General features: G+C 51.9%; 15 protein-coding genes and 1 tRNA gene. 6 read left to right on the top strand and 10 right to left on the bottom strand.

Going from position 1 to position 18,203, the window contains the following annotated elements:
* Nucleotides 1-2: 2 nt before the first annotated feature.
* From dctA to cpaB, 9 genes are read right to left on the bottom strand one after another with little or no spacing between them, the layout of a single operon-like run.
* Nucleotides 3-1,388: a C4-dicarboxylate transporter DctA gene (gene dctA / locus J0M34_06985; protein MBN8543990.1), complete on the bottom strand. Its 1,386-nt coding sequence runs from the start codon at nucleotides 1,386-1,388 to the stop codon at nucleotides 3-5.
* Nucleotides 1,389-1,434: 46 nt separating this feature from the next.
* On the bottom strand, nucleotides 1,435-3,486 hold the full coding sequence (uvrB, locus tag J0M34_06980) for an excinuclease ABC subunit UvrB (GenBank protein MBN8543989.1): 2,052 nt from the start codon (nucleotides 3,484-3,486) through the stop codon (nucleotides 1,435-1,437).
* A gap of 19 nt (nucleotides 3,487-3,505) precedes the next feature.
* Nucleotides 3,506-4,453, bottom strand: a complete 948-nt coding sequence (locus J0M34_06975) for a type II secretion system F family protein (GenBank protein ID MBN8543988.1) — start codon at nucleotides 4,451-4,453, stop codon at nucleotides 3,506-3,508.
* Nucleotides 4,453-5,418 (bottom strand): type II secretion system F family protein, encoded by a 966-nt coding sequence (locus tag J0M34_06970; GenBank protein MBN8543987.1) that lies wholly within the window; start codon nucleotides 5,416-5,418, stop codon nucleotides 4,453-4,455. The genes J0M34_06975 and J0M34_06970 overlap by 1 nt, the downstream gene beginning before the upstream one ends.
* Before the next feature lie 9 nt (nucleotides 5,419-5,427).
* Complete coding sequence (locus J0M34_06965; GenBank protein MBN8543986.1) at nucleotides 5,428-6,834, bottom strand: CpaF family protein; 1,407 nt, start codon at nucleotides 6,832-6,834, stop codon at nucleotides 5,428-5,430.
* Between the two features lies 1 nt (nucleotide 6,835).
* Complete coding sequence (locus J0M34_06960) at nucleotides 6,836-8,086, bottom strand: hypothetical protein (GenBank protein MBN8543985.1); 1,251 nt, start codon at nucleotides 8,084-8,086, stop codon at nucleotides 6,836-6,838.
* A 58-nt stretch (nucleotides 8,087-8,144) separates the two neighbouring features.
* A complete protein-coding gene (locus tag J0M34_06955) occupies nucleotides 8,145-8,732 on the bottom strand; it encodes a hypothetical protein (protein ID MBN8543984.1) in 588 nt (195 codons plus the stop codon).
* Nucleotides 8,732-10,180 (bottom strand): type II and III secretion system protein family protein, encoded by a 1,449-nt coding sequence (locus J0M34_06950; GenBank protein MBN8543983.1) that lies wholly within the window; start codon nucleotides 10,178-10,180, stop codon nucleotides 8,732-8,734. Before J0M34_06950 ends, J0M34_06955 begins: the two co-directional genes overlap by 1 nt.
* Nucleotides 10,181-10,224: 44 nt before the next feature.
* Nucleotides 10,225-11,217 (bottom strand): Flp pilus assembly protein CpaB, encoded by a 993-nt coding sequence (gene cpaB / locus J0M34_06945; GenBank protein ID MBN8543982.1) that lies wholly within the window; start codon nucleotides 11,215-11,217, stop codon nucleotides 10,225-10,227.
* Between the two features lie 345 nt (nucleotides 11,218-11,562).
* Between cpaB and guaA the strand changes: the two genes are divergently transcribed.
* From guaA to J0M34_06920, 5 genes are read left to right on the top strand one after another with little or no spacing between them, the layout of a single operon-like run.
* On the top strand, nucleotides 11,563-13,113 hold the full coding sequence (gene guaA, locus J0M34_06940) for a glutamine-hydrolyzing GMP synthase (GenBank protein ID MBN8543981.1): 1,551 nt from the start codon (nucleotides 11,563-11,565) through the stop codon (nucleotides 13,111-13,113).
* Nucleotides 13,114-13,116: 3 nt separating this feature from the next.
* On the top strand, nucleotides 13,117-13,764 hold the full coding sequence (locus J0M34_06935; GenBank protein MBN8543980.1) for a tetratricopeptide repeat protein: 648 nt from the start codon (nucleotides 13,117-13,119) through the stop codon (nucleotides 13,762-13,764).
* Between the two features lies 1 nt (nucleotide 13,765).
* Complete coding sequence (locus tag J0M34_06930) at nucleotides 13,766-15,085, top strand: PQQ-binding-like beta-propeller repeat protein (protein MBN8543979.1); 1,320 nt, start codon at nucleotides 13,766-13,768, stop codon at nucleotides 15,083-15,085.
* An 11-nt stretch (nucleotides 15,086-15,096) separates the two neighbouring features.
* A complete protein-coding gene (gene der / locus J0M34_06925) occupies nucleotides 15,097-16,455 on the top strand; it encodes a ribosome biogenesis GTPase Der (protein MBN8543978.1) in 1,359 nt (452 codons plus the stop codon).
* 51 nt (nucleotides 16,456-16,506) lie between these two features.
* Nucleotides 16,507-17,436 carry an ABC transporter ATP-binding protein gene (locus tag J0M34_06920; GenBank protein ID MBN8543977.1) on the top strand — a complete coding sequence of 310 codons (930 nt, stop codon included), beginning with the start codon at nucleotides 16,507-16,509 and terminating at the stop codon, nucleotides 17,434-17,436.
* Nucleotide 17,437: 1 nt separating this feature from the next.
* On the opposite strand, the gene J0M34_06915 is transcribed toward J0M34_06920, so the two are convergent.
* A tRNA-Arg gene (locus J0M34_06915) sits at nucleotides 17,438-17,514 on the bottom strand.
* Nucleotides 17,515-17,598: 84 nt separating this feature from the next.
* On the opposite strand from J0M34_06915, the gene J0M34_06910 reads away from it, so the two are divergent.
* The gene (locus J0M34_06910; GenBank protein MBN8543976.1) at nucleotides 17,599-18,198 is read left to right on the top strand and encodes an NTP transferase domain-containing protein; all 600 of its coding nucleotides are present in this window, start codon (nucleotides 17,599-17,601) and stop codon (nucleotides 18,196-18,198) included.
* The last annotated feature ends 5 nt before the right edge of the window (nucleotides 18,199-18,203 follow it).

Genomic DNA, 18,203 nt, shown 5'->3' with positions numbered 1-18,203 from the left:
GTCTAGACTTTTTTACTCGCCGCGTCCAGCGCATGCGATTCAAGTATCACATCCTCTGGGTCACTTGCCGCATGCACCTCAATGGCACCACTTAATACTTTCTTGGCATGCACCAGATCAATCGCCTTCTCCCAGCGACCAATCACCAGCGTGCCTACGCAATTACCAATCAGGTTGGTGATGGCGCGCGCCTCTGCCATGAAGCGGTCAATACCCAACACGATGGTAACGGCAACCACTGGAATAATATCAAGCGTCGATAAGGTGCCCGTAAGCACGATAAACGCCGAACCTACCACTGCAGCCGCACCCTTAGAGGTGAAGAGCATCGTCAGTAAAATGGCCACTTCTTGCTCCCATGTCAGCGGTGTGTTGGTGGCTTGGGCAAGGAACACTACTGCCATGGTGAAGTAAATTGACGAACCATCGAGATTGAAACTATAGCCCGTAGGAATCACCATACCCACCACTTGTTTATGGACACCGAGCTTCTCAAGTTTATCCAAAATGCGCGGCAGCACCGTTTCCGAAGAGCAGGTGCCCAGCACAATAAAGATTTCCTCGCGGATATATTTGATGAGTTGCCAGATGGAGAGTCCCGTGGTCACTTTGAGCAATAAGGCAAGACCAACGAATACAAACGCCAAGCATGTCACATAAAAGAGCACCATGAAATAGAGCAGATTGCCTAAAGTCTCCACGCCGTAAGCACCAATGGTAAAAGCCATGGCGCCGAACGCACCAAGCGGTGCGAGTTTCATGATAATCGCGATAATTTTGAAAAACACCTGTGCGACGAGATCAATACCCTGAAGAATGGGCTTACCTTTTGCGCCTAGGCTCAGCATGGCCCAAGCAAACAGAATCGCAATCACCAGTACTTGCAGCAAGTTGCCTTCAGCAAATGCACCAACAAATGTTTTGGGAATGAGATTAAGCAGAAACTCCGTAAAGCTTTCGCTTTTGGTAGCACTAGCTGCGCTTAGATACGAATCTACCGCGCTGGGGTCAATCGAACTAACGTCGATATTCATGCCGTTTCCTGCGCCGCCTGCCGTTCCTACAATCAGGCCTATAATCAACGCCAAGGTAGTAGCACAAAAGAAATAGAACAGAGATTTAACACCCAAGCGTCCCGCCGATTTCATGTCACCCATATGGGCGATGCCAGACACTACGGTGCAAAAAATAATCGGCGCAATCACCATTTTGATGAGTTTGATGAAGCCATCACCCAAAGGCTTCATTTTTTGCCCGATATCTGGCGCAAAATACCCTAACGCAACGCCAATCCCAATAGCGATGAGCACCTGAATATATAAATGACTCAACCACGATTTTTTTTGAGCAGCCATAGGACCCCATGCATTTTCATGAATGGGCACCATAAAGACTTAGGCGTGAATTACTACCCCATAATCCCGCAGTGCAGCATTACGCTTTCTTTTTTCGTGTCTTCGGTGCTTTGCCAGTTGCTTTTGCAATAGGCGTTGCAGGTAATTCCAGCAGCATTGACTCCATGCGTTTTACCTCGTCGCGCAAGCGTGCGGCCGTTTCGAATTCCAAATCATTCGCGGCTTTGAGCATTTGCTTTTTCAGTTTCTCGATCTGCACTTCAAGCGATGTGCCGGTGAAATCTTCCAAGCCAGACTCTTTCACATCAACAGTCAAATAATCCTGCTCCTCGACCGACTGGCGAATATCCGAAAGCGATGCCTTCACCGATTGCGGTGTGATGTTGTGCTTTTTATTATAGGCCTCCTGAATCGAACGTCTGCGGTCGGTCTCTGCAATCGCGCCTTTCAGCGAGTCGGTCATTTTATCGGCATATAAAATCACCTTGCTGTTCACGTTGCGTGCCGCCCGACCAATGGTTTGAATCAGCGCCGTTTTGCTGCGCAGAAAACCTTCTTTGTCGGCATCTAGAATCGCCATCAGCCCGCATTCGGGAATATCCAAACCCTCACGCAGCAGGTTCACGCCAATCAGCACATCGAAAACGCCAACGCGCAAATCGCGGATGATTTGAATACGCTCCAGCGTATCAATATCCGAATGCAAATAGCGCACCTTGATGCCCGCTTCGTCCATATATTCGCTGAGCTCTTCGGCCATGCGTTTGGTAAGCGTCGTCACTAAGGTGCGCTGGCCGAGCTTTACTTGTTGCTTCACTTCGCTCAACAAATCATCGACCTGCAAACCAACGGGCTTAATAATACATTGTGGGTCGACAAGGCCCGTAGGGCGAATCACCTGCTCGGCGAATAGCCCATTCGTCCAGCCCAGTTCCAACTCGCTTGGCGTTGCCGAAACACAAATGGTTTGTGGGCGCATCGCGTCCCACTCCTCGAATTTGAGTGGGCGATTATCAAGGCACGATGGCAAACGGAACCCATGCTCCGACAAGACACGTTTGCGCGCTTGGTCACCATTATACATGCCGCGCACTTGCGGCAACGTCACATGCGACTCATCGACAAACAGCAATGCATTTTGCGGTAAATATTGGAACAACGTCGGCGGCGGTTCACCCGGCGCAGTGCCGGAAAGATAGCGCGAATAATTTTCGATGCCACGACACATGCCCGTTTCCATGAGCATTTCCAAATCAAATTGCGTGCGCTGTTCCAGTCGTTGCGCTTCAAGTAATTTTCCGTTGGCGTGCAGCCAATCAAGCCGCGCTTTCAAGTCCGTTTTAATATCTTTGATGGCCGCTTCAAGTGTTGGCTTGGGTGTCACATAGTGGCTGTTGGCATAAAGCGTAATCTCACTCAAGGTCTCGCCGCGCTCGCCCGTCAGCGGGTCAAATTCATAGATGGTTTCAATCTCATCCCCAAAGAAGCTCAAGCGCCATGCGCGATCTTCCAAGTGGGCAGGGAAGATATCGACACTATCGCCGCGCACACGGAAAGCACCGCGCACAAAGGCCATGTCATTGCGCTTGTAGAGAAGCTGCACGAATAGCGCGAGCAATTCTTTTTGCGTAATCTCGTCACCGATTTTGAACTTCTTGGTCATGCTCAGATAGGTCTCGACCGAGCCGATACCGTAAATACAGCTCACCGAAGCAACCACAATCACATCGCGTCGTTCCAGCAGCGAGCGCGTGGCACTATGGCGCATGCGGTCAATCTGTTCGTTAATCTGCGATTCTTTCTCGATGTACGTATCGCTTTTCGCAACATACGCTTCGGGCTGATAATAATCGTAATAGGAAACAAAATATTCCACCGCATTGTTGGGGAAGAAATGCTTCATTTCGTTATAAAGTTGCGCGGCGAGGGTTTTATTATGTGCCAGAATCAAGGCGGGGCGATTCGTTGCCTCGATCACCTTCGCCATGGTGAAGGTTTTGCCTGAACCCGTCACACCGAGCAGCACCTGATTTTTCGCCTGTGCTTCCAAGCCTTTGACAAGCTGCGCAATTGCCTGCGGCTGGTCGCCGCGCGGTTCATACTCGGAGATAACCTGTAATGAAGAAGCCATTACGCCTATATAGGCGAACTTAGCCGCCGGTTAAAGCACTACCATCACGCATGAAGCTGATAATCGCAGGCCCAAGGATGATGAGCATGAAGGCGGGCATCAACAAGAACACAAGTGGGATGGTTAGCAATACAGGCAGGCGTGCGGCCTTTTCCTCCGCCTTTGCGAGGCGCTGTAATCTGAAGTCCTCGGACAATACTCTGAGCGTATCGGTGAGCGATGTACCGAAGCGTTCGGATTGAATGAGCGTGGCAGTAAGTGATCGGAAGGCGAGCAAGTCTGTGCGCTCAGCAAGGTTAGAAAGCGCCTTGGTGCGGTCATTCAGCAATGCCAATTCCAGACGCGTGCGGTTCAGCTCTTGCGTCATTTCAGGAAAAGCGCGTCCCAATTCGCCACACACGCGGTTGAGCGATGCATCCAGCGCTAGCCCCGATTCAACGCAAATGAGCAGCAAATCGAGCGTATCAGGGAAAGCCTTGATGAGCAGGCTTTGGCGCTTGCTAATGGCGTTTTGTAAAAAGAAATAGGCGCCGAACACGGCAATAAATCCGATGAATAAACCCATCACGATAAAAAGGATTTTGCGCGTGCCGTCTGCAGGGGTGGCGACAAATGTCAGTGCTAACATTAGCAATACAATGCTCACCACGCGCTGGAAGAAGAGATAGAAAATCGGCGCATCGGGAGAAGGATTGCCCGCGCGGGCGAAACGCACCTCTAGTTTGCGCGTCGCTTCTTCAACATTCACGCCCATCATGCGTAGAATACCTGCCAGCGTTTTAGCGCGCATGGAAAGCTCTTTATCAAGACCAATTGAGCCTTCAGAGTCTTCGGTAATGCGTGTGCCATCAGCCGCGATACGAATGCGCAGCGAATCTTTGCGGCGGCGATTGGCCAAAAATTGGTCAAACGCGAGATAGCTTAGAAACACTACCAACCCAACCAGACCTGCGCCAAGAAGTTGCATTATATCTCCACGTCAATCATCTGTTTTACGACGAAGACACAGATGCCGAGCAGCCCAAGCGCGGTACCAAACATCATCATACCGATAGGGTCAGTGAAGAATGGCATCAGGTACGTAGGCTGCATGGCATAAAGCGCGCAGAACACAAATACTGGCAATAGGCCCAGCACCCATGCCGTCGCGCGGCCTTCGGAAGTCATAGCGCGAATTTTGTGTCGTAGCTGCTTGCGTTTGCGGATGATGCTGGAAAGATTGTTGATGATCTCTGCCAAGTTGCCACCCGTCTCTTGCTGAACCGTGAGTACAACCACGAAAAAGCGAATATCGGGCTCATTAATACGTACCGCAAGCCGTGCTAAAGCTTGATTCAAATTACGACCCATACCCAGCTCATCCACCACCTGGCGGAATTCTTCTTTAACGGGTGATTGCGAATTATCAGCCAGCATCTGCAGCGCGGTAGTGAGCGGAAAGCCTGAACGCACACTGCGCACAATCATATCGAGCGCATCGGGAAACTGGTCAAGAAACTGGCGATTACGCTTACGTACTGCACGCACGCAATGGCGGTATGGCAGATAATAACCAAGCAAACTTGCCAACAGCAAAGCGGCTGGCAGCGTGATGCCAAGCCCTATAAATAAAACAAGGCTGATACCAAATCCGGCCAGCATTAACGTCACCAAGAAGCGCAATTGATGCAGATATCCCGCTTGCACAGCCGCTTCATAAATAGGCTGCATGATGCGCCAGCCAAATACCGCACGCACCAGCGCGGACTCTTCCAGAAGCTGGTCTTTGAGAATAGTGGCCGTATCGTTCGTGCCTTGCGTTTCTTGATAGATGCGTTCTAGCGCTTGCTTGGTGTAATCACTCGCATCGCTCGGAATAGCCTTCGGAAATAGTATCGCGAACGCGATGTAGCTCACAATGCCCACACCTAATGCGAAGAGAAATACTTCCAATGAAACCTCCTATACGGGTCGTGGGAAGCACGACATAAGTTCATCCACTAGCCCGTAATATTCAGCTTGTTCGGCCATGCGCGGCTTGAACGGCATCGCTTCATATTCACCATCTAGCGTACCATCAGCGCGCACGCCTTTGACGCGATATTGGAACAAGGTCTGCGACTGAATAGTCTGCGAGTCAAAACCCGTGACCTCTTCAATTTGTACAATGCGACGCTTGCCATCTCGCATACGTTGAATCTGCACGATGAGATTCAGCGCGCTGGCGATTTGATAGCGCAACGAACTAACACCAATACTTACCGAAGACATCGCCACCAGATTCTCAATACGCGACAAGCAATCACGCGGTGTGTTGGCGTGAATGGTTGCCATCGAACCATCGTGGCCCGTGTTCATGGCAGACAATACGTCTATGGCCTCGTCACCGCGCATCTCACCAAGAATGATGCGATCAGGGCGCATACGAAGCGCGTTGCGCACCAGTTGGCGTTGATTCACCTCGCCCTTGCCCTCAATCGAAGCAGGGCGTGTTTCTAAGCGCAGCACATGTGGTTGCACCAATTGCAGCTCTGCCGCGTCCTCAATCGTGATGACGCGCTCGGTCGCCTCAATATGGGCAGAAAGCGCATTGAGTAGGGTTGTTTTTCCTGAACCCGTACCACCCGAGATAATAATATTCATGCGCACGCGGCCGCAAATCGCCAAGAATTTTGCCATGGCGGGCGAGAGCGAACCATAATCTACATATTGTTCGAGCGAGAGCTTATTCTTTTTGAATTTACGAATCGAAACCAGCGCACCATCCAGCGCAAGTGGCGGAATAATCGCGTTGAAACGCGAGCCGTCTGGCATACGCGCATCGACCATCGGGTTGGCTTCATCGACCCTACGACCAACGCGTGAAACAATGCGTTGAATCACGCCCAGCAGATGCTCTTCACTCAAAAACGTAATATCGGTGAGAAAAATTTTGCCATGGCGCTCGATGTAAATGCGCTTATGCGTATTAATCATGATATCGTTGACGTCAGCATCTTTGAGGAGCGGCTCAATGGGGCCAAATCCTAAAATCTCGTCCATCGCCTGATCTTTTATCAGCGAGATTTGCGGCGCGGTAAGCGGAATAGGAACGTTTGGTAATAGCTTCTCGGATGCTTCACGCACTTTGCGACGACGCACATCCACATCCATGCGCTCTAGTGCCTGAAAATCGATTTGATCGACCATATCAGCAAGCAACGCCTGCTTAGCAGCGCGATAATCCGCCGTTTCTAATTTGGAATCCAGATAGCGATAAAGCTCATGCTCACCTTCTGGTATGAAGGGCACTGAAGGGTTTGGCGCAGCAGTGGTAGCTGCTGGCGCTGCTGGTGTTGCAGAAGCTTCGAGAGGTTTTTTACCAAACATATTAACTTCCCTTCGTGAAGCGCGCTAAAGCACCCATAAAGCCACTTGGTTTTCCTTCGTCCGTGTCCAAGTCGGTGAGTGGATTAAGCCCCAACAACAAACGCGCGAGCTGTTCAATATCATGCCGCAGTTTGCTAGGTGGTAGCTCCATAATTGTCTTGGCTTCGCCTTCTGCCATTACTACGGATTTAATGTCATTGGTCACCATGTGGCGAATCGGTAGGCCGCACACTCTTTCGAAGTCTTTGGGCTCAATCGCCTCTTTGAATTTAGCGCCTGAACGGTTGATAACCAGTGATACCTGATCCATCGAGATATTATGCTCACGCCACGCTTTCAGCAGGCGCGCCGAGTGAGTAACGGACTTAAGCCAAAGCTGCGCCACCAACACTTGATGGGTGGAATATTGGCAGGCAGTAGCCACCCAAGGCAACCATACATGCGGCAAATCGAGAATGATCGTGTCATACGATTGCTTCAAGATGGTCAGCAATTCTGGAATGGCTTGCGCACTAAGATTGGGCAGAAAACGCAAATCACTAGGCGCTGCAATCACGTGCAGATCGCCATATTGGGCAGCCATGCGACGAATGAGGGTCGTATCAATACCACGCTCAGGATGTTCGAATAAATCACGAATACCGTACTGGCTTTGCAGATTGATATTCTTTGCCACCATGCCGAATTGGTAATCCATATCGACCAACACAGTGTGGCCTTGGAAAATTTCGCTAATCGCGTAAGCAGTGTTGAGTGCCAGTGTGCTAGCACCATCGCCACTTGCGGCGCTCATCATGGCAATCACGCGCTTTTCTTTGCCAGTGCTGCGCGTTGCGGCAGGGGCGGTGGCGGCTGCCGCTTGGGCAGGGGCAGCAGGTGCTGCTGAGGCAGGCCCAGCGAGTGCTTTAACAATATCTTGGCCCAAGGCTGGCATTGGCAAATAATCCAGCACTCCGCGTGATACCAGCGCGCGATAAAGTTGGATGTCATTGGTATTGCCTGCCGCTACTACACGTGTGCCCGCCACGCATTGTTCGCCCAACGTGTCAATTTCTGGCAATACGTCTGAGCCGCGCGAGCCAAGCTCAAGCACGATGTGCGAAGGTGTAATTTGATGTTTGGCAATTTTCTCGGCCGCGCTAGCAGGCGTACCTACCATAATCCAAGGTTCTTCCACACCCATGGCTTGGGCAACATCACGCGCCCATGGCTCAAGGGATGCTTCGCTAATAAGAATAAATAAACCGCTCATGACACTCCTGACACACTACACCGCTCTTTATGCCCGAGACCTAGGTGTGCGCAACGTATTACTGAGAACCAGAGGCACTTGTCAGTGAATTATCTATGGTGAGTGGTGCGCGCACCTCAGGCGACTTGCGGTAATTCTCAAAGGCTTGAACCCCTTTTTCTGCACCCGGATAATCCATCAAATTTGGATTCACAAACTGCTGTTTGTTTGGCACATGCTGAACGACGTTTGCCGCAATCGAGCACCCAAAAGACGCATGATTAAGCTGGTAGGGATTATCATTATCAATAAAGCGCTGTTCACAATCACGCGCTAAAATACGCTCATAAATCAGCGTCACGGTCTGCTCGCCTGATGGTACAAGTAAGGTAGGAACGCCATATAAATCGAGGACTTGTTTCGCCTCTTCGCACATTGGGTCGCCGTCTGTGCAGTAAAGTTCAGCGCGTGTTGGTTGGTCGCGGTTAATCCAATCCGATAAATCATTAAGTTCCGAATCGCTTTGCACGGTGAGATTGACCACTTCCGATGACACATCGATCAATGATTCAGGGCCACCACGATTAAAATAGGCCTGAGGTGACGGACGTTCGCACGCGCTGAGCGTGAGGGCAAGGAATGCGAGTGCTGCAAGGGATGCGCGCATTAGTCTACCATAAACCCAACGGGCCCCTCTGCAGTAGGTGTTGCATCGGTCGGTGCGCCAAGTGCTCCGTAGAAAATCGACTCCATGAAGCTGGCGGGTCTGAAATCATCGGTCGGTAATTTAATGTCGCCCGCTTTGGTTGGATCCACCAAATAAGGCGTTACAGCAATCACCAATTCCGTTTCATTGCGCTGATAGGAAGCGGAACGGAATAATGCCGAAAGCACTGGAATTTCACCCGCACCTGGGAGCTGATTGATTTGGGAAACCATGGTGTCGCGAATCAAGCCCGCAATCATGAACCCTTCACCTGGCGCAAGCTCCACCGTAGTAGAAGCGCGACGCGTGATAAGCGAAGGAGCGACAAAACCATCCGTAGTGGTGAAGGTGCGCTCATTGCTGATTTCGGATACCTCAGGCTGCACCTGAACGCGGATACGATTCTCGCTCAGCACGTAGGGCGTGAACTTAAGCGCCACACCAAAGGGTTTATATTGAATGGTAACACTGTCACCGTCTTGAGGTACGGGAATCGGGAATTCGCCACCTGCCAAGAACTCCGCCTGCTCGCCCGAAAGTGCCACCAGATTTGGCTCAGCTAATACCTTGAATAGCCCATCCTGCTCCAGCGCTTCAATCAATCCACCCAAACCATATTGCCCGCCTTGTTGCTGGATGCCAATACCAGAAAACGCGCTATTAGAAGCCTGATAACTACCGAATCGGAAAGAACGCTCGTTCGTGGCGGCATCTAATGCACCCAAACGTCCGCCACCTGTTCCGATGTTAAAGCTTAGGCTACCGCTTTTCACCGCCTGCAAATTCACACCAAGATTTTTGAGCGCCGTACGTTGGATTTCACCGATACGAATTCTCAACATCACTTGCTGGCCTGCGGTGATTTTCATGAGATTCAGAATAGGCGAGCGCTCGGCGTCGCCATCACGAACGGGACGCGATTTGGCTTCGTCTTTCGTCAACTTACCTGCCACGAATTGCTCGGCGATTTCAACGGCAGTTGCCGCTGTTTCTGCACTTGATACTTCGCCAGTCAGCGCAATGCGCGTATTCACCATCTCCACGCCAATGCGCTCATATGGTAAGAACTCGCGCAGTGCTTTGCGAATCGCTGGAAGGTCATAGACGACATACACATCGACGCTGCGAATGAGGCGCGATTTGCCATCAAATACACGCAAAGTGGTCTGGCCGATTTGTTTACCAATCACCGAGACTTTATTTTTGCCGTGCACATACACGTCGGCGACTTCGGGATCCGTGATGATGACCTCACCCATATCTACCGAAGTGGTCAATAATTCAGAGCGATTAATGGGTACATAGAAGGTCCCCGGCTTACTCGCAGCAAAGGCTTCATGCGAAAGCATGTTCAAGCCCAATACTATCAAACACGCGCTAAGAACACGTGCGAGGCGCGACCGAACCATTGTTTGCCCTTACTCTCAGGCTATTGCGTGACCGTCGACGCGGGCTAGTTTGCGGAGGGTTCCCCAGGATTGACGCGAACCGCAACCGCAGGCACAACCTGCGCTGCTCCCGATGCACCAGGAGCAAGGGCAGAAGATGCGATTTGTGCAGTCAAGTCAAGCGGCGCGGATGGGCCTGTGGATTCTTCTGGCTGCGTACCGCGAACGATGATGATGCCGCTTGTTGGCGTCACCGATTCATCAGGTTTTTGGTACTGCGAAATGTCGTTAAATGCCGTCACCATCATCGGATCAACCGATTCTTCATCCTGTGTCGAGCGTAGGGTTAGGGTCAGCGCGCCGACCTTTGCGCCCAAACGTAAACGCTGCGCGTCCGTCGGAGATGCAGCAAGCGATACAGAGCGTGGGATTGGAATCGTGCCATCTTCTTTGACGCCACCTGCTGCGCGCTGGTCGACCGCTAATACGCGCACGTTCGTGAGCAATGTCTCAGTAAGGGATTTGGTTTCACGTTTTTGTGAAAGTTGCCCTTTGGCGCCACCTGGGGGCTGCACCCATTTTTCTTCCTCGATCTCGTGCGTCAACATAACGTCCACACGGTCGCCTGGGAATACGAATCCCGCCAAACCGTCTGTTTCGTTAGTTTGAATGGTCACCATGCGCATGCCTTTAGGCAGCGTACCCGCAATGAAGTTGGGGTCGTCTTTATTAACGAGCTTATTAGTCAAGATTGGCTCTTGTGGTTGGAAATTACCGCGCGACACCATGCCGCTCACCACATCATTGCCTGCGATCGCGAATCCTTCGACCACCAAATGTTCTGGCCAAGGCTGAACTTCGAGCATTTCATCTTTAATGAGCATGCCGGGCACTATGGGCTGCGCCGCGACGATCACATTCGTTGTGCTCACGGATTGTTGTGGTGCTTGACCAGGAGTCTGCGCGACCTGCGAGCTGTTACCACCCGACATAGAAAGCACGATGAATGCAGCTACTGCCGCAAGGATAATTGCAAAAATAAGTCCGCCAAAACGCATGCCAACCTCTTATATGTGCCCAGTGAAGGGGCCTCGTTGTTGTTTTTCTACAAGAAGCGTGTGTGAATCCCCACAAACTTCTGTGCGTAACTATGTGGATAATAATGTGTATTACCCGCCTAGAGGCAAGATTATACGATTGAAAATGCTAATTTTCGGTTAAAAAGCTAAAAGGGCAGGCTGAATGGGGATTTCAGGTAACAGTGGTTAGAGCTGCCTCACGAAATAAACCGCACACGCAATGATGTTATTGGTCAAGTTACGGCAGAGTTGCCAAAAATGCCCCCCTAAAGCCACCTAAAACCACTATACATATCAGCCGCTTCACGCTAGACGAACAAGCCTATGAATCATGAACGTATCCTTATCCTCGATTTCGGCTCACAAGTAACCCAGCTCATCGCGCGGCGCGTGCGAGAGGCGGGCGTTTATAGTGAAATTCGCCCCTGCACCATTTCGCTTGCCGATATCAAGGCGTTCGGCGCGAAAGGCATCATTCTTTCTGGCGGTCCCGCATCTGTGCATGAAGATTACTCGCCCACCGTCGATAAAGGCATTTTCGATTTGGGTATCCCACTTCTGGGTATTTGTTACGGTGAGCAACTCATGTGTAATTTGTTGGGCGCGGCAGTAACGCCTGGCAACACGCGTGAATTTGGCCGCGCCATGGTGAGTGTGGTGGATGATAACGCGCTGTTCAAAGGTGTATGGGTGAAAGGCCAGACCAGCCAAGTCTGGATGAGCCATGGCGACAAGATCAATGGATTACCTGCTGGCTTCAAAGTTACCGCTACCACCGAAACCGCACCTTATGCAGCGATTGCCGACGAAGTGCGTAAATTCTACGGCGTGCAGTTCCACCCCGAAGTGGTTCACACGCTTGATGGTGCAAAACTCATCACGAACTTTGTGCGCGCGATTTGTTGCTGTAAAGGCGATTGGACCATGAAGGCATTCCGCGCCGAGGAAATCGCCCGCATCCGCGCGAAGGTCGGCAAAAAGAAAGTCATCTGCGGTGTGAGCGGTGGCGTTGATTCTTCCGTGGTTGCCAAATTATTGCACGAAGCGATCGGTGACCAGCTGGTCTGTATTTTTGTGGATACGGGTATGCTGCGTCTCAATGAAGGCGAGCAAGTGCACCAGCGTTTTGTGGAGCATTACAAAATCCCGCTTATTTACGTGAACGCCAGCCAGCTCTTTCTCACCCGCCTCAAAGGCGTGACGGACCCCGAGCGTAAACGCAAAATCATTGGTGAAACATTTGTCGAGGTGTTTGACGCCGAAGCAGCCAACTTCCAAGACGCGGAATTCTTAGCACAAGGCACTCTCTACCCCGATGTGATTGAGTCAGTGAGCTTCCATGGCGGCCCATCCGCGACCATTAAATCGCACCATAACGTGGGCGGATTGCCAGAAAAAATGAAGCTCGGTCTGGTCGAGCCATTACGCGAACTCTTCAAAGACGAAGTGCGCATCTTGGGTATGGAGCTCGGTATCCCTGAAGATTTAGTGTATCGCCATCCATTCCCAGGCCCAGGTCTTGCCATTCGCATTCCAGGTGAAATCACTCTCGAGAAACTCGATGTGCTTCGCAAGGCAGACGCGATTTACATTGAAGAACTCCGCCGTCACGATCTTTACGATAAAATCTGGCAAGCGTTTGCCGTGTTGCTGCCCGTAAAAACCGTAGGCGTGATGGGCGACGCCCGCACCTACGAAGCCGTCTGTGCGCTGCGTGCTGTTACCTCAACCGACGGCATGACAGCAGATGTATTCCACTTCCCGCACGACGTGCTGCATGCAATTGCAGTGCGCATCGTCAACGAAGTGCGCGGCATTAACCGCATCGTGTATGATATTACCAGCAAACCGCCTGGCACCATTGAGTGGGAGTAACCTATGGCAGAGAACGATAGTTTATTACGTGAAGTGGACGAAGCCATTCGCCAAGACCGCTTGATGGCGTTGTGGAATCACCTCAAAATGCCGATTATTTACGCATCCATCGCGTTGGTTGTCATCACGGCGGGCACCAGTGTTTGGAAGCAATATCAACAATCTCAGGCAGAAAAGATCACCCTCGCTCTGGCCGACGCGCAATCCCTTTACGGTGCACAAAAATATGAGCAAGCCGCCAAGGCGTTTGAAGCACTGACGCATCAAACACGAGGCGAGCTGGCCGATGCTGTAAATCTTTGGCAGGCGCGCGCCTTGCTTGGCGCAGAGAAAGAGGTGCCCGCCTTGCGTACCTTGCAAAACATTATCCTAGCCCCCGAAGGCAAGGATTTGTTCTGGCGCGATATTGCCTGCCTGCATCTGATGGGGTTGGTAAAAACCGCAGGTGAAATGCCATCACAATGTCAGGGTAAAAAGACGTCACCACTTTCGCCAGTACTTCAGCAAATATATGCTGCAGGGCTCTGGCAAGCAGGGGACGAGAAGGCTGCGCGTGCGCTGCTCGAATCCATCGCCAACGACACCACGCTACCGCCTAATGTTCGTGCACAAGCGCGCTCACTCGATACGACGATAGCGTACAAGGAGTAACATGCGTTACGCTCCACTCATCCTGACATTACTTGCGCTAAGTGCGTGCAGCGACACGCGCCTACCAGGTTGGATGGGCGGCGACCCACCTAAAATCGAGCGGTTGCCAGGTGAGCGATACGACGTGCTCGCCACTGAAACCACACTGAAGCCCGACGAGTCGGTACTGGATAAGCCCGTTGATGTACCCGAACAGCAGGCTAACGAAGATTGGCGCAACATCAACCAAGTCATGAGTGTCGCACACCCTGGTATTACAGGCCTTGAGAATTCCAGCTCAGCAACCATTGGTGATGGTGATGATTTCAAGCAAGGCATGGCGCCTTCCCCCATTGTTGCAGAAGGCACCGTCTATGCCATGGATGCGATTGGCAACGTCTCTGCCCATGCCGCCGATGATATTGACACGATTCGCTGGGTGAGCGAAGCGGCAGCAGAAGAAGACGAGCCAGAAATTCTGGGCGGTGGTATCGCTTATGATAATGGCACGATTTATGTCACCACAGGATTTGGCAAGCTTGTCGCGCTCAATGCTAAGAGCGGCAAGAGCATCTGGAAAACGTCGGTCGGCGCGCCCGTGCGTGGTGCACCTGCTATCTCAGAAAATATTGCGGTGGTGCTCACTGCCGATAACCAAACCCTTGCTTTCAATGCCACCACAGGTGCACCGCTTTGGGAGCATCGCGGCATTCGTGAAACCGCAGGATTCTTCTCGCGCACCTCGCCTGTAATCAGCGAAGGCGTGGTGGTTTCCGCCTATTCATCAGGTGAATTAGTGGCGCTGCGTTTGACCGCAGGCACCGTGATTTGGGCAGACTCCGTAAGTTCACCCATCAAAACACGTGCGGCGGCTGCATTTAGCGGTATTGATGCCGACCCACTCGTACAAGACGGTGTTGTCTATGTCGTAAGTGCTGGCGGCGTCATGATGGCCAACGCGCTACTCAATGGCCGCCCGCTTTGGTCACAGCGCATCGCTGCACATCAAACGCCGTGGGCCGCAGGCAATGCACTTTTCCTATTAACCGACGAGCATGAAGTGGCCGCATTATTTAAGCGCGACGGCGGAGTGCGTTGGGTGAGCTCGCTCAAACAAACAGACCGTGGGCACGACATCACCCCAAAATTATTTGGGCCTATGCTCGCAGGTAACGCAATCATCGTGGTGGATGCAGATGGCAGCTTCGTTGCGCTTTCACCGCGCACGGGCAAAAAACTGCGCATTCTCGATGTGCCTGATGGCATTGCTGCCGCACCAATTGTCGCAAATGGTGTACTCTACCTCGTCACCGCCGACGCAACGCTGCACGCGTTTAAATAGGAATCATTATCATGAGCTTCACCCTTGCGATTATCGGCCGCCCTAATGTCGGCAAATCCACCCTGTTTAACAGGCTGGTGGGCAAGAAGCTGGCCATTGTTGATGATGCAGCAGGCACGACGCGCGATAGGCGTTATGCACCTGCATCCTTAGCGGGGCTTGAGTTTACCATCATTGACACAGCAGGGCTTGAGCAAGCGCCAGCCGATGCATTGGAATCACGCATGATGGAACAGACCAAATCGGCAATCACCGAGGCCGATGTGATTTTGCTCATGGTCGATGTGCGTGACGGCGTCACCGCCGCCGACGAAGTATTTGCGCGTATGGTGCGTGCGTCAAACAAGCCCGTTATTTTGGTGGGCAACAAGGCTGAAGGTAAAGCCGCCGCCGCAGGAATTTCCGATTTATATTCACTGGGCTTCAACAAAATCGCCCTGATTTCCGCCGAGCACGGTGAAGGTATGGGCGAGCTTTACGAGGCGCTCGAAGAATACCGCGAAGAAAAAGACGAATGGGAAGAGGTGGAAGAAAGCACCGAGGAATACGAGCATCTCTCCATTGCCATTATTGGTCGTCCGAATGCGGGCAAATCCACCCTTATCAACGCGTTGCTCGGTGATGATCGCCTGTTGGTGGGGCCCGAAGCAGGCATTACGCGCGATTCGATTTCTGTCGAATTCTCACATAAAGGCCGCAGCCTGAAACTGGTGGATACGGCCGGTATGCGCAAGCGTTCCAACATCCAACACAAGCTCGAAAAACTTGCCGTTGCCGACTCTGTTCGCGCCATTAAATACGCACAAGTCGTGGTGGTATTGCTCGACGCGACCGCGCCGCTTGAAAAGCAAGATGCGGTGATTGCCTCACTCGTTGAGCGTGAGGGGAGAGCGTGCATTATCGGCCTTAATAAATGGGATTTAGTGAAGGCCAAGAAGAAGGAATATCTCGAAGAATTACGTTACATGCTCGACAAGCAATTACCGCAATTCCATGGCATCGAGGCAGTGCCGTGCTCAGCATTAAATCGCCAAGGACTTGATGCGCTGATGGATGCTTGCATGAATGCTTACGACATCTGGAATAAGCGCGTGCCCACCGCCGAGTTGAATCGTTGGCTTGAAATGTCGTTGCAGCACCATAGCCCGCCCATGGTGCGTGGCCGCCGCCTCAAGGTGAAGTATATGACGCAAATCAAATCGCGCCCGCCTGCTTTCCAGCTCTCGACCAACATGGCCAAAGAATTTCCTGACGCGTATTTACGCTATTTGGTCAACGGCTTGCGCGAAAGCTTCGGCTTGAAGGGGACGCCCATTCGCATGAATCTCAAAGTCAGCAATAACCCTTTTGCGAAGAACAAAAAGAAATAGTGTTTCCAAAGCTCTGCTTTGAAATCGCATATTTTGCTATATAAAGCGCCCATGACCGCACCTGCTATACGCATTGAGAATTTGCAAAAGACCTACCGCGCCAAAGGCGGTCAGGCGAAAGAAGCCCTGAAAGGCATTTCGCTGGAAGTGCCGCGTGGCGCTTTTTTCGGCCTGCTGGGACCTAATGGCGCAGGCAAATCCACCCTCATTAATATTCTTGCGGGATTGGTAATAAAAAGCGGCGGAGCGGCGGAAATCTGCGGCTACGACATTCAAACACAGGCGCGTCAAGCGCGCAGCGCGATTGGAGTGGTGCCACAAGAATTGGCGCTCGATACCTTCTTCACGGTGCGTCAGGCGCTCGACATTACGGCAGGATATTACGGCGTGCCAAAGTCAAAGCGTCGTACGCAGGAAATTATCGATGCGATGGGACTTAGCGACAAGGCCGACGTCCCCTCGCGTCGCCTGTCAGGTGGTATGCGCCGCCGTCTGTTGGTTGGCAAAGCCTTGGTGCATGCACCACAAGTGCTGATCTTGGACGAGCCTACAGCAGGCGTGGATGTAGAATTGCGCAGCCAGCTTTGGGACTATGTGAAAGAGCTGAACCGCAAGGGAACGACCATTCTGCTCACTACCCATTACCTCGAAGAAGCAGAGGAGCTTTGCGATGAGATTGCCATCATCAATCACGGCCAGATTATCGCGCATGATTCGAAAAAAGCCTTGATGGAAAAGGTCGATAAAAAAGAGATATTCTTTACGCTCACGCAAGCCTTGGCAACCATTCCCGAAAGTTTGGCCGACCTTAATCCGCGTATTGCTGAGGGTAAATTGGCGATTGAATATCAACCCTCCCACGCGAATATGGACGCGGTCATCAAGCGCGTGCACGAAGCGGGACTTACGATTAAAGACGTCTCGACCAAAGAAGTGGATCTTGAGGATATTTTCCGCAGCCTGACAAAAAGGGCAGCGTAGCTGGCGCACCCGACTGGAGTCGAACCAGCAACCTTTGCCTTCGGAGGGCAACGCTCTATCCAGTTGAGCTACGGGTGCAGCGCGCTTGCTATAACAGTATCCAACATTGGCGGCCAAGTAAAAACAGGTTTCATAACACTGGCCGTATGCTAGCATCGCGCCATGATGATACTTCCCGCCATTCTCGCAGGTGGTGGCGAGGGCAAGCGCCTCGCACCACTTTCTACGCCTGCCAGAACCAAACCATTTATCCCCTTGCCGGATGGCCAATCACTGCTCGAAAAAACCTTGCGACGCGTAAACGCCGAGGGATTCCTGCCCCCCATACTTATTGGCCGTAATGATGATCGCTATGCCTTGATGAATCACGCGCGCGCTGCATCCATTGTACCGCAAAGCATTTTGCTTGAGGCTTCGTCGTTTAATACGGCATTTGCGATTGCCTGCGCCACTGCCTATGCCCCGCCAGATGCGATGCTCGCCTTTCTGCCCGCAGATCACGCGATTGACCAGCCCGAGCCATGGAAAGAAGCCATGCAGGACGCAGCAAAACTTGCGCAAGATGGCGACACGATCGCACTTATCGGCATGGAAGGGGTGGCGTTTAGCGCTGAGTATGGTTGGATGGAGTTAAAGGGCACAAACATCATCAAATTTCTCGAAAAGCCCAATAAATTACCAGAATCTGGCAAGTTTTTTGGTAAATTCTGGTCAATTTATCGGTACATCAGGGGCATTTTCGCGCCTATTAGCCGAAAATAGCCCAG

The organism is Alphaproteobacteria bacterium (genome assembly GCA_017302575.1).
In the GTDB taxonomy this organism is placed as follows: domain Bacteria; phylum Pseudomonadota; class Alphaproteobacteria; order Rickettsiales; family UBA3002; genus JAFLDD01.
This window is presented reverse-complemented; position numbering and strand designations above follow the sequence as displayed.

What these genes read in the sequence shown, in the direction of transcription:
- dctA (MBN8543990.1), bottom strand. Translation starts at nt 1,388, where the DNA reads ATGGTGCCCATTCATGAAAATGCATGGGGTCCTATGGCTGCTCAAAAA.
- uvrB (MBN8543989.1), bottom strand. Translation starts at nt 3,486, where the DNA reads ATGGCTTCTTCATTACAGGTTATCTCCGAGTATGAACCGCGCGGCGAC.
- J0M34_06975 (MBN8543988.1), bottom strand. Translation starts at nt 4,453, where the DNA reads ATGCAACTTCTTGGCGCAGGTCTGGTTGGGTTGGTAGTGTTTCTAAGC.
- J0M34_06965 (MBN8543986.1), bottom strand. Translation starts at nt 6,834, where the DNA reads ATGTTTGGTAAAAAACCTCTCGAAGCTTCTGCAACACCAGCAGCGCCA.
- J0M34_06960 (MBN8543985.1), bottom strand. Translation starts at nt 8,086, where the DNA reads ATGAGCGGTTTATTTATTCTTATTAGCGAAGCATCCCTTGAGCCATGG.
- J0M34_06955 (MBN8543984.1), bottom strand. Translation starts at nt 8,732, where the DNA reads ATGCGCGCATCCCTTGCAGCACTCGCATTCCTTGCCCTCACGCTCAGC.
- J0M34_06950 (MBN8543983.1), bottom strand. Translation starts at nt 10,180, where the DNA reads ATGGTTCGGTCGCGCCTCGCACGTGTTCTTAGCGCGTGTTTGATAGTA.
- cpaB (MBN8543982.1), bottom strand. Translation starts at nt 11,217, where the DNA reads ATGCGTTTTGGCGGACTTATTTTTGCAATTATCCTTGCGGCAGTAGCT.
- guaA (MBN8543981.1), top strand. Translation starts at nt 11,563, where the DNA reads ATGAATCATGAACGTATCCTTATCCTCGATTTCGGCTCACAAGTAACC.
- J0M34_06935 (MBN8543980.1), top strand. Translation starts at nt 13,117, where the DNA reads ATGGCAGAGAACGATAGTTTATTACGTGAAGTGGACGAAGCCATTCGC.
- J0M34_06930 (MBN8543979.1), top strand. Translation starts at nt 13,766, where the DNA reads ATGCGTTACGCTCCACTCATCCTGACATTACTTGCGCTAAGTGCGTGC.
- der (MBN8543978.1), top strand. Translation starts at nt 15,097, where the DNA reads ATGAGCTTCACCCTTGCGATTATCGGCCGCCCTAATGTCGGCAAATCC.
- J0M34_06920 (MBN8543977.1), top strand. Translation starts at nt 16,507, where the DNA reads ATGACCGCACCTGCTATACGCATTGAGAATTTGCAAAAGACCTACCGC.
- J0M34_06910 (MBN8543976.1), top strand. Translation starts at nt 17,599, where the DNA reads ATGATGATACTTCCCGCCATTCTCGCAGGTGGTGGCGAGGGCAAGCGC.